The organism is Bacillus sp. OV166, assembly GCF_900177675.1.
Taxonomy (GTDB): Bacteria; Bacillota; Bacilli; order Bacillales; family Cytobacillaceae; genus Neobacillus.
The window spans coordinates 505,001-519,680 of the sequence record NZ_FXWM01000001.1; the positions used below are offsets into that span (position 1 = coordinate 505,001).

Consider the following 14,680-nt stretch of genomic DNA (forward strand, 5'->3'; position numbering starts at 1 on the left):
TAACTAAAAATACACAGATGAATCGTGATCAAATAGAAATGATAGCTTTAGAACAAGTTGTACCCGCGAACCACTTGGTTCGTAAGATAGAAGCTGCTATTGATTTTTCATTTATCTATTCACTTGTTCAAGATATGTACTCATCTGAACGGGGACGTCCGAGTATTGACCCTGTGGTATTGATAAAGATGGCTTTCATTCAATATACCTTCGGTATTCGCTCTATGCGTCAAACCATTGCAGAAATCGAAACGAATATGGCATATCGTTGGTTTCTCGGCTTTGGTTTTTATGATAAGGTACCTCACTTTTCAACGTTTGGTAAAAACTACGAGCGACGCTTTAAGGATACTGATTTATTTGAACAGATATTCTATCGTATTTTAAAGGAAGCCTCAGAAAAGAAATTGATTAGTAGCGAGCACGTATTTATTGATTCTACACATGTTAAAGCTAGTGCAAATAAGCGTAAATTTGAAAAGAAAGTAGTTCGAAAGGAATCGAAGGTTTATGAAACACGTCTACAAGAAGAGATTAATAAAGACCGGGATGATCACGGAAAAAAGCCATTTCCTCCAGATAAATTTGAAAAAGAAGAATTAAAGGAAATTAAAGAAAGTACCACTGACCCAGAAAGTGGTTATTACGTAAAGGATGAGCGAACGAAACAGTTCGCATATTCATTTCATGCGGCTTCGGATCGAAATGGTTTTGTTTTGGGTGCAATTGTAACCCCGGGGAATATCCATGATAGCGTCATTTTCGAGCCACTACTTGAGAAGGTCATTGAAAAACACGGGAAACCTGAAGCTGTTGCTGCTGATGCTGGATACAAAACACCTGCTATTGCTCAATTCGTAATTGAAAATGATATGACTCCTGCATTACCATATACACGACCTCGTACGAAGGACGGTTATATGAAAAAACATGAGTATATTTATGATGAATACTACGATTGTTATATCTGTCCGCAAGGACAAATACTGAAATATGCAACGACGACGAAGAATGGAAAGCGTCAATACTTCTCTAATCCGTTTGAGTGCCAAAATTGTCCTTTACTTTCAGAATGCACGCAGAGTAAAGAACATAAAAAATTGATTGAGCGACATGTTTGGGAACATTACATAGAAGAAGCCGATCATCTTCGTCACACACAAGAAAATAAAAGCATTTACGCAAGACGTAAAGAAACGATTGAACGGGTCTTTGCGGATGCTAAGGAAAAGCATGGTATGCGTTGGACAACCTTAAGAGGCTTAAAAAAAATTGTCCATGCAAGCGATGCTTACTTTTGCTGCCATGAACTTGAAAAAGATGGCCAGCTGGACGTGGAAAGGTCCAGAATTGGCGTAATAATAGTCAAAGGTAGGTCTAAATTTTGCTCTTATGAGCAAAAATCCAATAAAAAGGCATCCGAATGGGCTCATTCGAATGCCTTTTGTCTACAATCTGAGACAACCAGTAATGGTTGTCTTTTTGTTATGTGGAGAAAATAATTTGTTTTTAGGTGATTAGGAATTTATGGTGCTGTAAACCAGGTAGTAAGTGATAAGTGTCCGATCTTAAGGCTCACAGTGCCGGTGCACGAGGAAAAAAGGGGCGAACGGTCACTCTGAGGAGTTCACAGTGCCTGGACACGAAGAAAAAAGGGGCGAACGGTCACTCTGAGGAGCTCACAGTGCCCGTGCACAAAGAAAAAAGGACCGAACGGTCACTCTGAGGGTTTCGAAGGACAAAATCTCACAAGTGAGCAGGAAAAAAGTCTATCGTAAAAATATTTTTTCCATCAATTGTTTGTATCATCAAACATTGCAAACACTAAGTATGATTGGAAGACAAGTGGGTGATATGATGGATTGGATGGAATTGCTGCATCACTATAAACTGATAAGTATTCTAATAGCTGCTGTTATTGCAAGGGTCATTGTTTTTATCATAAATAAAACGGTTCATAATTTCTTTCTAAAAACCCATTTCATTGAGGAAAGAAAAGAGCAAACGATTGAAAGCATGATCCGCTCTTTAACAAAATACACAGTTACGATTAGTTTCATTTTTTTTGCGATATCCCAATATGTAAGTAATTTTGGAAGAATTCTTGCTGGGGCAGGGGTTGTCGGGGTAATCGTTGGGTTTGGGGCGCAGAGCTTAATCAAAGATATTCTCTCAGGTATTTTCTTAATTTATGAAAAGCAGCTGCATAAAGGCGATTTTATCACAATAAATAATACCTTTAATGGAACGGTTGTGGATATAGGATTAAGGTTCTTAAAGATTAGGGAATGGAGTGGAAAGGTTTTAACGATAAGCAATGGAGAAGTAAAACAGATTCACAACTTTAATATCGATCAAATGAGGGTGATTGAAAGAGTAGTGGTAAGCTATCGAGAAAATCCTGAAAGGGTATTTGAAATTCTTGAGATTGCCTGTGAAAAAATGAATGAAGTACACAAACCATGTTTAAAGTTAGACCACTCCAATTGTGCGATAGAGCCGTTCAAAGTATATGGGATGACTACAATCAATTCGGGTTATCGAGGGATAGAATACACGGTAACGGGTCTTGTGGATGATGTCTATTACTGGGATGCGGCAAAAGGAGCAAGAAGGATTATTGCTCAAACCCTGTTTGATTACGAAATAAAATTGGCAGAAGATACTATGTTATTAAGAGAGGTAGAAAATGCCTTACTTAGAGAGAGACATTAAAGGTGGAAAGAGAGGTAATTAGTGTCAATGGGTAAAAAGAAAATGCAATTTGAGGTACAGGAAAATGAAAGTATTGAGGACTGCTTGAATAGAATGAAAAAGTTGGGATATACGCCCGTACGCCGAACGGAGAAGCCAATTTTTCAAGAAATCAAAAAAGGCAGCGAAACTATTTATGAACCTGTAGCACGCCAAATCATCTTTGAAGGCATATTAACAGAGTAAAACACGAACATTATAGTTCGATTTCAAAATAACGTTCGATTTATTTGTTGACACCTTCCTGAGTTGATTGTAATATATAGGAGTGAATTAAACAATTTATCTTTACCCTCGTATATCCATGGGGATATGGCCCATAAGTTTCTACCCAATAACCGTAAATTATTGGACTATGAGGGAAAGTCAATATGTTCGGTAGATTAAGGGCTGGCCCCTTTCTATTGTTATGCCCGAACAAATGGCTTTCTCTTTAATGAGAAGCTATTTGTTCGGGCTTTTTATTTAGGTAAAAAAGGAGGATTAGCGATGTCCATTCTTGTTGGAGTTATCATGGGGAGTAAATCGGATTGGGAATCAATGAAATATACTTGTGAGGTTCTCGACCAGTTAGAAATTGCTTATGAAAAAAAAGTGGTATCAGCCCATCGGACACCTGATTTGATGTTTACATATGCAAAGGAAGCCAGAGATAGAGGTTTAAAGGTGATTATTGCCGGAGCCGGCGGTGCGGCCCACCTTCCCGGAATGGTAGCTTCACAAACCATCTTGCCGGTCATCGGTGTTCCCGTACAAACACAGGCATTAAAGGGATTGGATTCTTTGTTGTCTATCGTCCAAATGCCGGGTGGTGTACCTGTAGCAACAGTCGCGATTGGCAAAGCGGGTGCAGTGAATGCAGGTTTACTAGCTGCACAAATTTTAGCAACGGGAGACGCTGAATTAGCTGGAAAATTAGAAGCAAGAAGAGAAGCAACTAAACAAGAGGTACTGGAAAGTAGTGATCAACTTGTCTAACAAAACGATTTTACCAGGAGCAACGATAGGAATTATCGGCGGCGGCCAACTTGGTCGTATGATGGCGCTAGCGGCAAAGGCTCAAGGCTTTCGAATTGCGGTATTAGAACCGACGGAAGATTCTCCGTGCGGACAAGTCGCAGATATTGAAGTCATTGGGGCTTATGATGATCGCAAAGCCATCGGTAAATTAGCAGAAGTTAGTGATGTCATCACATATGAATTTGAAAACATTGATGCGGATACATTAGACTGGTTATGTGATCAAGCTTATGTGCCGCAAGGGCCGCGGCTGTTAACGGTCACGCAGGACAGGATTAAGGAGAAAGCAGCCATCCAACAAGCTGGGGTAGATGTTGCACCATATGAAGTAGTTAACAGCATGGAGGATTTATTTTTAAAAATTAACACCATCGGTTACCCGGCTGTCCTGAAAACGGCAAGAGGCGGTTATGACGGAAAAGGCCAGCTGGTGATTAGGGAACCTCAGGATTTATCGAAGGGGGACCCCCTTCTAAAACATGGTGCCTGTGTAGTTGAAAAATGGATTCCCTTCGAAAAAGAGATATCGGTGATTGTGACACGAAAGCTTGATGGTGAAACGACATTTTTTCCAGTCGCTGAAAACATTCATGAAGAAAATATTTTAGATACGACGATTGTTCCTGCACGAATTTCACAAGTTTTACAAAGAGAAGCTATTCAACTGGCAAAGAAGCTGGCCGATTCGTTACAATTAGTCGGGACGCTTGCTGTCGAAATGTTTTTGACTAGTGATGGAACCATTTATATAAATGAACTGGCGCCACGGCCGCATAATTCTGGCCATTTCACAATTGAAGCTTGTGAAACGTCACAGTTCGAGCAGCATATCCGTGCAATCTGTAATTGGCCGCTAGGAAATACGGGGCTATTAAAACCGGCAGTTATGGTCAACCTATTAGGAGAGCATCTTGAAAACCTTTATGAGGAAATTCCGACTGTGAATGACTGGAAGATTCATTTATATGGAAAAAAGGAAGCAAAAATCAAACGGAAAATGGGCCATGTGACGATTTTGCGAGAGAGTGTCGAAGCGGCTCTTGCGGAAATTAATGAAAGCAGCATCTGGAAAAAAACAAAAGAAAAGATCGGGGGATAAAACATGATTGATCGTTATACTAGACCGGAAATGGGAGCTATTTGGACGGAGGAAAACCGCTTTAATGCTTGGCTTGAGGTAGAAATACTTGCTTGTGAGGCATGGGCGGAACTTGGGGATATTCCAAAGGAAGATGTTAAGAAACTTCGTGAAAATGCCTCTTTTAATATTGACCGCATTAAAGAGATTGAAGAGGAAACACGGCACGACGTGGTTGCATTCACCCGCGCTGTTTCCGAAACATTAGGGGAAGAGCGGAAATGGGTCCATTACGGCCTAACGTCAACAGATGTGGTTGATACGGCCCTTTCTTATTTATTAAAGCAGGCCAATGCGATTTTACAAAAAGACTTAGAAAACTTTGTTGAGATACTAAAAAATAAAGCCAAGGAACATAAATTAACGGTAATGATGGGACGGACGCACGGAGTTCATGCGGAGCCGACCACATTTGGTTTAAAGCTTGCACTCTGGTATGAAGAAATGAAACGGAACCTGGAGCGCTTTAGACAAGCGGCAGAGGGTATCGAGTTCGGAAAGATTTCAGGTGCGGTGGGGACATACGCGAATATTAATCCGTTTGTAGAACAGTATGTTTGTGAAAAATTAGGGTTGCAACGGGCGCCGATTTCGACGCAAACCTTGCAGCGCGACCGCCATGCCCACTACATGTCGACGCTTGCTTTGATTGCAACTTCTATTGAGAAATTCGCTGTTGAGGTTCGCGGGCTGCAAAAGAGTGAAACTCGTGAAGTGGAAGAGTTTTTTGCAAAGGGACAAAAGGGATCTTCGGCAATGCCTCATAAACGAAATCCAATTGGTTCAGAAAATATGACTGGTTTGGCCCGCGTGATTCGCGGCTATATGATGACGGCTTACGAAAATGTACCGCTTTGGCATGAACGTGATATCTCCCATTCATCTGCGGAACGGATCATTTTGCCGGATGCCACGATTGCTTTGAATTATATGTTGAACCGCTTTGGTAACATTGTGAAGAACCTAACCGTTTATCCGGAGAATATGAAGCGCAACATGGATCGTACCCTAGGGTTGATTTATTCCCAACGTGTACTGCTTGCACTGATTGATAAGGGGCTATCACGCGAAGAAGCTTATGACACAGTACAGCCAAAGGCGATGGAAGCCTGGGAGAAACAAGTTCCTTTCCGCAGCTTAATTGAAGCAGAGGATAAAATTACTTCGCTGCTATCCAGTGCTGAAATTGCCGATTGTTTTGATTATAGCTATCATCTGCAACATGTAGATACAATTTTTGACCGCTTAGGGTTGAATGAGTAAAGGGACATGTGACTAAAACATAAAAAAGGCGAGAACTGGGGCACTCATGCCCCTCGCCTAGTAAGAAGATTCCCAATATTGCAAAACAGGAGGCGTTTCTACAATGAAAAAACCTTTATACGAAGGAAAAGCGAAACGAATTTATGCAACTGACGACGAACAGATTGTTTTGGTTGAGTATAAGGATTCAGCAACTGCCTATAACGGACAAAAGAAGGCTGACATCACAGGAAAAGGCCGTTTAAATAACGAGATTACTAGTTTATTATTTTTAAAACTTAAAGAACAGGGAATTGAATCCCACTTTATCGAGCGTATATCTGAAATAGAACAATTGGTGAAAAAAGTAACCATTATTCCGCTTGAAGTAGTTGTTCGAAATATTGCGGCAGGAAGCCTTGCAAATAGATTGGGAATCGAAGAGGGCCGCGAGTTATCAACGCCGATTGTTGAGTTTTACCTGAAAAACGATGAACTTGGAGATCCGCTTGTAACATTAGATCACATCCTTGAACTGCAAGTTGCAACTGAAGAGGATGCAGCAATTTTACGAGAAAAAGCACTTCAAATTAATACAGTTTTATCAAGCTTCTTCAATGATCTTGGCATACGTCTCATCGATTTTAAACTAGAGTTTGGAAAAGACAAGGACGGTCAAATATTGCTTGCCGATGAAATTTCGCCCGACACCTGCAGGCTATGGGATAAAGAAACCAATGAAAAGCTCGATAAGGATGTATTCCGCCGTGATTTAGGAAGTTTAACAGATGCTTACGAAAATATTTTAGCGAGATTGGGAGGACGTCAGCATGTATAAAGTAAAGGTATTTGTCACGTTAAGAGAAAGTGTATTAGACCCACAGGGGAAAGCAGTTACCAACTCTTTACATTCTCTAAACTATAAGGAAGTAGCCGATGTCCGAATCGGTAAATATATGGAGTTAACGATTGAAAAATCAGAGCGGAATATTAATGAAGTGATCAATGAAATCTGTACTAACCTTTTAGCAAATCCGGTCATTGAAGATTACCGATACGAAGTAGAGGAGTGTGTTACTCTGTGAAATTTGCGGTGATTGTCTTCCCGGGATCAAATTGTGACGTTGATATGTTCCATGCCATTCAAGATGAACTTGGAGAGCAAGTGGAATATGTTTGGCATGATTCTGAAAGCTTAGAAGAATTTGATGGAATTCTGCTTCCAGGCGGCTTTTCATATGGGGACTATTTGCGCACTGGAGCTATCGCTAGGTTCAGTAATGTCATGAAGGAAGTTATCAAAGCGGCAGAAGCAGGAAAGCCGGTTCTTGGAGTATGTAACGGATTTCAAATTCTGCTCGAAGCAGGGTTACTTCCAGGCGCTATGAGACGAAACGAAAGCCTCTCATTTATTTGTAAGCCTGTTGAGTTAAAAGTCGAAAACAATCAGACAATGTTTACCTCTGAATACAGCAAAGGGGAATCAATCGTTGTCCCTGTTGCGCACGGTGAAGGAAATTACTATTGTGACGAGGAAACACTTGCGAAGCTGAAAGAAAATAATCAAATTGTTTTTACCTATAATCAAAATCCGAACGGTAGTCTTGCTGATATCGCTGGAATTACCAATGAAAAAGGAAACGTTCTTGGGATGATGCCTCACCCGGAAAGAGCAGTAGATGAACTATTAGGCGGCGCCGATGGACTGAAAATGTTCCAATCGATTGTGAAAACTTGGAGGGAAGCATATGTTGTCAACGCTTGAACCAAATCCTAACCAGATCAAAGCAGAAAAAATATATCAGCAAATGGGTTTGTCCGACGAAGAATTTGCAATGGTTGAAAACATTCTTGGACGTACACCGAATTATACCGAAACTGGCCTTTTTTCCGTCATGTGGTCGGAACATTGCAGCTACAAAAATTCAAAGCCGATTCTAAGAAAGTTCCCGATTACAGGGGAACGAGTTTTACAAGGACCTGGTGAAGGTGCGGGTATTGTCGATATCGGCGATGAACAGGCTGTTGTTTTTAAAATAGAAAGTCATAATCACCCATCAGCTATTGAACCATATCAAGGAGCGGCAACCGGCGTAGGCGGTATTATCCGCGATGTGTTCTCGATGGGAGCAAGACCAATCGCCATGTTAAACTCACTTCGCTTTGGTGAACTTGATTCCGCCCGGGTACGTTATTTATTTAAAGAGGTCGTCGCAGGGATTGCCGGCTATGGCAACTGTATTGGAATTCCAACAGTTGGCGGCGAAATCCAATTCGACCCTTGCTATGAAGGAAATCCGTTAGTCAATGCCATGTGTGTTGGACTAATTGACCATAAGGACATCAAAAAAGGGCAAGCGCATGGTGAAGGCAATACTGTCATGTATGTTGGGGCTAAAACTGGCCGAGACGGAATTCATGGTGCAACCTTTGCTTCCGAGGAATTAACGGAACAATCCAATGAGGATCGTCCTGCAGTTCAAGTAGGCGACCCATTTATGGAAAAATTACTGCTTGAAGCCTGCTTAGAATTAATTCATTTTGATGCACTTGTTGGCATTCAGGACATGGGTGCAGCGGGACTTGTCAGCTCATCTGCGGAAATGGCCAGTAAAGCAGGAATGGGAATTGAAATGAATTTAGACTTAGTTCCACAGCGGGAAACAGGGATGTCTGCTTACGAAATGATGCTGTCTGAATCACAAGAACGGATGCTCATCGTCGTGAAAAAAGGTAGAGAACAAGAAATCGTCGAGCTTTTTGAAAAATACGGACTTGAAGCAGTTGGTATCGGGACAGTCACAAGCGATAAACAGCTTCGTCTCATTCATAACGGGGAAATCGTTGCGGACGTTCCGGCTGATGCGTTAGCGGAAGATGCACCGGTTTACCAAAAACCGTCAAAAGAACCAAGCTATTTTAAGGAATTCCAAGCGATGGAGAACGAAATTCCACAGGTTGATGATGTGAAAGAAACGCTTTTACAAATTTTACGTCAGCCAACTGTTGCAAGTAAGGAATGGGTGTATGAGCAGTACGATTACATGGTGCGTACCAATACAGTCGTTTCCCCAGGATCAGATGCTGCCGTTGTTAGAATTCGCGGAACAAGGAAAGCATTAGCGATGACAACGGATTGTAATTCCCGCTATGTCTATTTAGATCCAGAAATGGGTGGGAAGATCGCCGTGGCTGAAGCAGCCCGCAATATTGTTTGTTCTGGTGCGGAACCATTAGCGATTACTGACAACCTAAATTTCGGAAACCCGGAAAAACCAGAAGTGTTCTGGCAGATTGAAAAAGCTGCGGATGGCATGAGCGAAGCCTGCCGTGTTCTTGAGACACCGGTAATTGGTGGAAACGTCTCTTTATATAACGAAACAAGTGGAACAGCGATCTATCCAACACCAGTCGTCGGGATGGTTGGTTTAGTAACCGATATTGATCATATTACGACACAGCACTTTAAAAATAGCGGCAACCTTATTTATTTAGTCGGGGAGACAAAGGATGAATTCGGCGGCAGTGAACTGCAAAAGCTTCTGAACGGAAAGGTGTTCGGTAAAGCCCCTGAATTAAATATAACGATTGAAAAAGAAAGACAGAATCAGGTTCTAGCTGCGATTCGTGCAGGATTGGTTCAATCAGCTCATGACCTATCAGAAGGCGGTTTAGCCGTTGGGTTAGCTGAATGTCTTTTTGCGAATGAAAAGCTTGGAGCGGAAGTAGAAATAGCGGGGAACCTAGTTTCTGCCTTATTCAGTGAAACACAATCTCGTTTCCTTTTGTCAGTAAAAGAAGAAGATAAGCTTGAGTTTGAAAGTTTAGTAGACGCAGTACAAATCGGTTTAGTGAATGATACAGCTAAATTGCAAATCTCAATGGGTGAGTCAACCGTACTTGAAGCTTCAATTGAAGAATTAAAAGATGCCTGGAAAGGGGCGATCCCATGTTACCTGAAATCAAGGGATTAAATGAAGAGTGTGGAATTTTTGGAGTTTGGGGACATGTTGACGCAGCACAGCTTACTTATTACGGACTTCACAGCCTGCAGCATCGCGGCCAGGAAGGAACAGGCATTGTTGTATCTGATGGAAGTAAGTTAAAAGGCGTAAAGGGTGAAGGGCTCGTGTCCGAAATCTTTACGGCCAGTGCCATGAAGGAATTGACAGGTACTGCAGCGATTGGACACGTCCGGTATGCAACAGCAGGCGGCGGCGGGTACGAAAATGTTCAGCCACTCTTGTTTCATTCACAAACAGGAAGTCTTGCGCTTGCACATAATGGAAACCTAGTTAATGTGAACTCATTAAAACATCAGCTTGAGGCTCAAGGGAGTATTTTTCAAACCAGCTCTGATACCGAGGTATTAGCTCACCTTATGAAAAGAAGCGGTTATTCTGATTCAAGGGACCGTGCCAAAAACGCGCTCTCGATGTTAAAAGGGGCGTATGCCTACCTTATCATGACAGAAAACGAATTAATGGTGGCTCTTGATCCACACGGCTTAAGACCTCTTTCGCTTGGATGCCTTGGTGATGCCTATGTTGTTGCATCAGAAACCTGTGCTTTTGATGTGGTGGGTGCGGAATATATTCGCGATATTCGCCCGGGGGAACTATTAATTATCAATGATAACGGGATAACTTCTGAACAATTCGCTGTAAGTACAACAAAAGCTATTTGTACGATGGAATATATTTATTTTTCAAGACCGGACAGTAACATTCAAGGAATCAACGTCCATACCGCCCGTAAAAACCTCGGGAAAAGAATGGCAGTAGAAGCCCCGTTTGAGGCGGATGTCGTCACAGGTGTACCGGATTCTAGTATTTCAGCTGCGATTGGTTATGCGGAAGCAACGGGAATTCCCTATGAAATGGGATTAGTCAAAAACCGCTATGTCGGAAGGACGTTCATCCAGCCTTCTCAATCGTTACGAGAGCAGGGGGTAAAAATGAAGCTTTCCCCTGTACGTGGCGTAGTAGAAGGAAAGAGAGTCGTGATGGTGGACGATTCGATTGTTCGAGGAACAACAAGCAGGCGGATTGTCACGATGCTAAAAGAGGCAGGTGCAACAGAGGTTCACGTGGTGATTACATCTCCTCCGATTAAAAATCCGTGCTTCTATGGTATTGATACGTCTACGAAGGAAGAATTGATTGCCTCTGATAAATCGATCGAAGAAATGAGAGAACTGATTGGTGCGGACACGCTAACGTTTATTAGCGTGGAGGGAATGATCGAAGCGATTGGTAGAAAAGATGGGGACGGCACAAGCGGTTATTGCCTTGGCTGTTTTAACGGAAATTACCCAACCGAAATTTACCCTGACACACTCCAATATTATTACCAAAAGTAGAAAGGGGCGAGCAGCGTGGCAAATGCGTATAAGCAAGCAGGAGTTAATATTGAAGCAGGCTATGAAGCAGTAGAGAGAATGAAAAAGCATGTTCAAAAAACATCCCGGGCTGGCGTCCTTGGCGGTTTGGGTGGATTTGGCGGCATGTTTGATTTATCAGCACTACAATTAAAAGAACCAGTTTTGGTGTCAGGCACCGATGGGGTGGGCACGAAACTGATGATTGCCTTTTGGATGGATAAGCATGATACGATTGGAATCGATGCAGTCGCGATGTGTGTTAATGATATTGTTGTACAGGGTGCAGAGCCCTTGTTCTTTTTAGATTACATTGCGTGTGGAAAAGCGGAGCCTGAAAAAATAGAGGCAATTGTCAAAGGAATTGCCAACGGTTGTGAGCAGGCTGGCTGTGCGCTAGTTGGCGGAGAAACAGCTGAAATGCCTGGATTGTATAGTGAAACGGAGTATGATTTAGCCGGATTTACGGTTGGTGCCTGTGAAAAATCGCAGCTCATCACGGGCGAAACGATTCAAGCGGGTGATGTGCTGATTGGCTTAGCATCGAGCGGGATTCACAGCAATGGTTATTCACTTGTAAGAAAAGTATTTAATGACTGGTCGTTACTTGATTTTGTTGATGAACTCGGGTGTACATTAGGAGAAGAGTTGCTCAAGCCTACAAAAATTTATGTGAAACCGATTTTGTCCGCGTTGAAAAAGTTCCAATTAAAAGGGATGGCTCATATAACAGGCGGCGGATTTATTGAAAATATTCCGCGCATGCTGCCAGCGGGTCTAGGTGCAGAGTTGTATGAAAAAAGCTGGGATATCCCACCTGTTTTTAAACTACTATCTTCTCATGGACAAATTGATTACCAAGAGATGTATAATATTTTTAACATGGGGATCGGCATGGTGATCGCTGTGGATCCGGAAAATGCAGCTGACCTGTTAGAACATTTTAACCAATCTGGAGAAACTGCGTATGAAATTGGTGTGGTAACTGGGAATGAAGGAATTAATATCAAGGCTCAAGGTGGACGCCTATGAAAAAGATAGCTGTGTTTGCATCAGGGAGCGGAAGCAATTTCCAGGCCATTATTGATGTAGTTCAAGCAGGCCATCTTGATGCAAATATTTCTCTTTTAGTTTGCGACAAACCGGGTGCTTTTGCGATTGAAAGAGCAAGAGCAGCAAAGATCCCGAGTTTTGTTTTTACCGCAAAGGACTATACTAGTAAGGAACATTATGAGGAAGAAATTTTAGCTCAATTAAAGACCTCGGGTGTAGAATTCATTGTCCTTGCCGGGTACATGCGCTTGATTGGTTCGAAATTGTTAGCTGAGTATAAAGGAAGAATCGTCAATATCCACCCGTCACTGCTTCCAGCTTTTCCTGGCAAAGATGCGATTGGGCAGGCGTTGGCTGCTCAAGCGAAGTGGAGCGGTGTCACCATCCATTTTGTTGATGAGGGAATGGATACGGGCCCAATCATTATTCAGGAGCGGGTTCGACTCGACGAAAATGAGACAAGAGAAAGCCTACAGCAGAAAATCCAGAAAAGCGAACATAAACTTTATCCATCCGTACTGCAAATGCTATTGACACAAGGAGATGTAATCAATGACACAAAAGCGCGCGCTAATTAGTGTTTCTGACAAAAATGGAATAACTGAATTTGCAAGGGAATTAGTCAGCCTAGGATATGAACTTATTTCCACAGGAGGCACGAAAAAGGCTCTTCAAGAGCAGGGTATACCTGTTCTTAGCGTTAGTGATGTAACTAATTTTCCGGAAATTTTAGAAGGTCGTGTGAAAACATTAAATCCATTGATCCATGGCGGCTTGCTTGCAAAACAGGATGATGTAAAGCATCAACAACAGCTAGACGAGCATGGAATACAAGCAATTCAACTGGTTTGCGTCAATCTTTATCCTTTCCAGCAAACAATCGAAAAACCAGATGTTACAGTTGCCGATGCGATTGAAAATATTGATATTGGCGGTCCAACGATGCTTCGTGCTTCTGCTAAAAACCATCAATATGTCACTGTTGTGGTTGATCCAACTGACTATGAGACCGTAATTGCTGAATTAAAAGCAGATGGTGAAACGAAGTTTGAAACAAGAAGAAAGCTTGCAGCAAAGGTGTTCCGCCACACGGCAGCCTATGATGCCTTAATTGCGGAGTATATGACCCATTTGGCTGAAGAAAAAAACCCAGAGACATTAACAGTAACATATGAATTAAAGCAGTCTCTTCGTTATGGGGAAAATCCACATCAACAAGCAGCTTTTTATAAAAAGCCACTTGGTTCGACATTCTCGATTGCTAATGCCGTCCAGCTTCATGGAAAAGAGCTATCTTATAACAATATCAACGATGCGGATGCAGCCCTGCAGATTGTTAAAGAGTTTGCAGGACCAGCGGCTGTAGCCGTAAAGCATATGAATCCATGCGGTGTTGGAACAGGTGAAACAGGGTATGATGCGTTTACAAAAGCATTTGCGGCGGATCCTGTGTCCATTTTTGGCGGAATCATTGCTTTTAACCGTGAAGTAGATGCCCAAACAGCAAGCAAACTTCATGAAATTTTCTTAGAGATTATCATTGCACCTTCCTACTCAGAGGAAGCATTAGCAATTTTAACTGGGAAAAAGAATCTTCGCCTGCTAACCATTCCATTTAATGATGTTAAAAAACCAGAGTTAAAAATGACAACGATTGAAGGCGGATTGTTAGTTCAGGAGCAAGACCGTTATACATTAGAAGATGCGAACGTCACGGTTGCCACGAAAAGACAACCGACAGATGCAGAATGGGAAGCATTAAAGCTTGGCTGGAAAGTTGTCAAGCATGTGAAATCAAATGCGATTGTGGTTACTAATGAGGATATGACAATTGGTATTGGTGCTGGACAGATGAACCGAGTAGGTGCAGCTGAAATTGCGCTGAAGCAAGCTGGTACAAAGGCTGAGGGAGCGGCTCTTGCATCAGACGCCTTTTTCCCAATGGACGATACCGTTGAAGCAGCGGCGAAAGCCGGAATTACCGCAATTATTCAGCCGGGCGGATCCATCCGTGATGAGGATTCTATTAAAAAGGCTGATGAATATGGAATTGCAATGGTGTTTACAGGAGTTAGACATTTCAAACATTAAAC

Annotated in this window: 13 protein-coding genes, 1 pseudogene and 1 riboswitch (1 of these 15 only partly in view); all 14 genes and pseudogenes read left to right on the top strand. The window is 42.2% G+C overall.

Annotated features, from left to right (window positions below; all coding sequences use genetic code 11):
* Positions 1 to 1,359, top strand: a pseudogene (locus CCK98_RS02480) (IS1182 family transposase) (it extends 4 nt beyond the left edge of the window).
* A 495-nt stretch (positions 1,360 to 1,854) separates the two neighbouring features.
* Complete coding sequence (locus CCK98_RS02485) at positions 1,855 to 2,715, top strand: mechanosensitive ion channel family protein (RefSeq protein WP_088085136.1); 861 nt, start codon at positions 1,855 to 1,857, stop codon at positions 2,713 to 2,715.
* 27 nt (positions 2,716 to 2,742) lie between these two features.
* A complete protein-coding gene (locus CCK98_RS02490) occupies positions 2,743 to 2,940 on the top strand; it encodes an NETI motif-containing protein (protein WP_179195689.1) in 198 nt (65 codons plus the stop codon).
* 88 nt (positions 2,941 to 3,028) lie between these two features.
* Positions 3,029 to 3,130, top strand: a riboswitch (purine riboswitch).
* A 113-nt stretch (positions 3,131 to 3,243) separates the two neighbouring features.
* Entirely contained in the window at positions 3,244 to 3,732 is a 489-nt protein-coding gene (gene purE / locus CCK98_RS02495) for a 5-(carboxyamino)imidazole ribonucleotide mutase (RefSeq protein ID WP_088085138.1), read from the top strand.
* Entirely contained in the window at positions 3,725 to 4,873 is a 1,149-nt protein-coding gene (purK, locus tag CCK98_RS02500; RefSeq protein ID WP_088090261.1) for a 5-(carboxyamino)imidazole ribonucleotide synthase, read from the top strand. The genes purE and purK overlap by 8 nt, the downstream gene beginning before the upstream one ends.
* A gap of 3 nt (positions 4,874 to 4,876) precedes the next feature.
* Positions 4,877 to 6,175, top strand: a complete 1,299-nt coding sequence (gene purB / locus CCK98_RS02505) for an adenylosuccinate lyase (RefSeq protein ID WP_088085139.1) — start codon at positions 4,877 to 4,879, stop codon at positions 6,173 to 6,175.
* Between the two features lie 103 nt (positions 6,176 to 6,278).
* Positions 6,279 to 6,992, top strand: a complete 714-nt coding sequence (gene purC, locus CCK98_RS02510; RefSeq protein ID WP_088085140.1) for a phosphoribosylaminoimidazolesuccinocarboxamide synthase — start codon at positions 6,279 to 6,281, stop codon at positions 6,990 to 6,992.
* On the top strand, positions 6,985 to 7,239 hold the full coding sequence (gene purS / locus CCK98_RS02515) for a phosphoribosylformylglycinamidine synthase subunit PurS (protein WP_088085141.1): 255 nt from the start codon (positions 6,985 to 6,987) through the stop codon (positions 7,237 to 7,239). Before purC ends, purS begins: the two co-directional genes overlap by 8 nt.
* Positions 7,236 to 7,919: a phosphoribosylformylglycinamidine synthase subunit PurQ gene (gene purQ / locus CCK98_RS02520; protein WP_088085142.1), complete on the top strand. Its 684-nt coding sequence runs from the start codon at positions 7,236 to 7,238 to the stop codon at positions 7,917 to 7,919. Before purS ends, purQ begins: the two co-directional genes overlap by 4 nt.
* Positions 7,903 to 10,128 carry a phosphoribosylformylglycinamidine synthase subunit PurL gene (purL, locus tag CCK98_RS02525; RefSeq protein ID WP_088085143.1) on the top strand — a complete coding sequence of 742 codons (2,226 nt, stop codon included), beginning with the start codon at positions 7,903 to 7,905 and terminating at the stop codon, positions 10,126 to 10,128. The genes purQ and purL overlap by 17 nt, the downstream gene beginning before the upstream one ends.
* Positions 10,104 to 11,516 carry an amidophosphoribosyltransferase gene (gene purF / locus CCK98_RS02530; RefSeq protein WP_088085144.1) on the top strand — a complete coding sequence of 471 codons (1,413 nt, stop codon included), beginning with the start codon at positions 10,104 to 10,106 and terminating at the stop codon, positions 11,514 to 11,516. The genes purL and purF overlap by 25 nt, the downstream gene beginning before the upstream one ends.
* A 15-nt stretch (positions 11,517 to 11,531) precedes the next feature.
* Positions 11,532 to 12,566, top strand: coding sequence for a phosphoribosylformylglycinamidine cyclo-ligase (purM, locus tag CCK98_RS02535; protein WP_088085145.1), 1,035 nt, complete (start codon positions 11,532 to 11,534; stop codon positions 12,564 to 12,566).
* Positions 12,563 to 13,165: a phosphoribosylglycinamide formyltransferase gene (gene purN / locus CCK98_RS02540; RefSeq protein WP_088085146.1), complete on the top strand. Its 603-nt coding sequence runs from the start codon at positions 12,563 to 12,565 to the stop codon at positions 13,163 to 13,165. Before purM ends, purN begins: the two co-directional genes overlap by 4 nt.
* Positions 13,140 to 14,678 (top strand): bifunctional phosphoribosylaminoimidazolecarboxamide formyltransferase/IMP cyclohydrolase, encoded by a 1,539-nt coding sequence (gene purH, locus CCK98_RS02545; RefSeq protein ID WP_088085147.1) that lies wholly within the window; start codon positions 13,140 to 13,142, stop codon positions 14,676 to 14,678. The genes purN and purH overlap by 26 nt, the downstream gene beginning before the upstream one ends.
* Positions 14,679 to 14,680 lie beyond the last annotated feature (2 nt).

Excerpts from the sequence above, each read along its gene's own strand:
- CCK98_RS02485 (WP_088085136.1), top strand. The coding sequence starts at position 1,855 with ATGATGGATTGGATGGAATTGCTGCATCACTATAAACTGATAAGTATT.
- CCK98_RS02490 (WP_179195689.1), top strand. The coding sequence starts at position 2,743 with ATGGGTAAAAAGAAAATGCAATTTGAGGTACAGGAAAATGAAAGTATT.
- purE (WP_088085138.1), top strand. The coding sequence starts at position 3,244 with ATGTCCATTCTTGTTGGAGTTATCATGGGGAGTAAATCGGATTGGGAA.
- purB (WP_088085139.1), top strand. The coding sequence starts at position 4,877 with ATGATTGATCGTTATACTAGACCGGAAATGGGAGCTATTTGGACGGAG.
- purC (WP_088085140.1), top strand. The coding sequence starts at position 6,279 with ATGAAAAAACCTTTATACGAAGGAAAAGCGAAACGAATTTATGCAACT.
- purS (WP_088085141.1), top strand. The coding sequence starts at position 6,985 with ATGTATAAAGTAAAGGTATTTGTCACGTTAAGAGAAAGTGTATTAGAC.
- purL (WP_088085143.1), top strand. The coding sequence starts at position 7,903 with ATGTTGTCAACGCTTGAACCAAATCCTAACCAGATCAAAGCAGAAAAA.
- purF (WP_088085144.1), top strand. The coding sequence starts at position 10,104 with ATGTTACCTGAAATCAAGGGATTAAATGAAGAGTGTGGAATTTTTGGA.
- purN (WP_088085146.1), top strand. The coding sequence starts at position 12,563 with ATGAAAAAGATAGCTGTGTTTGCATCAGGGAGCGGAAGCAATTTCCAG.
- purH (WP_088085147.1), top strand. The coding sequence starts at position 13,140 with ATGACACAAAAGCGCGCGCTAATTAGTGTTTCTGACAAAAATGGAATA.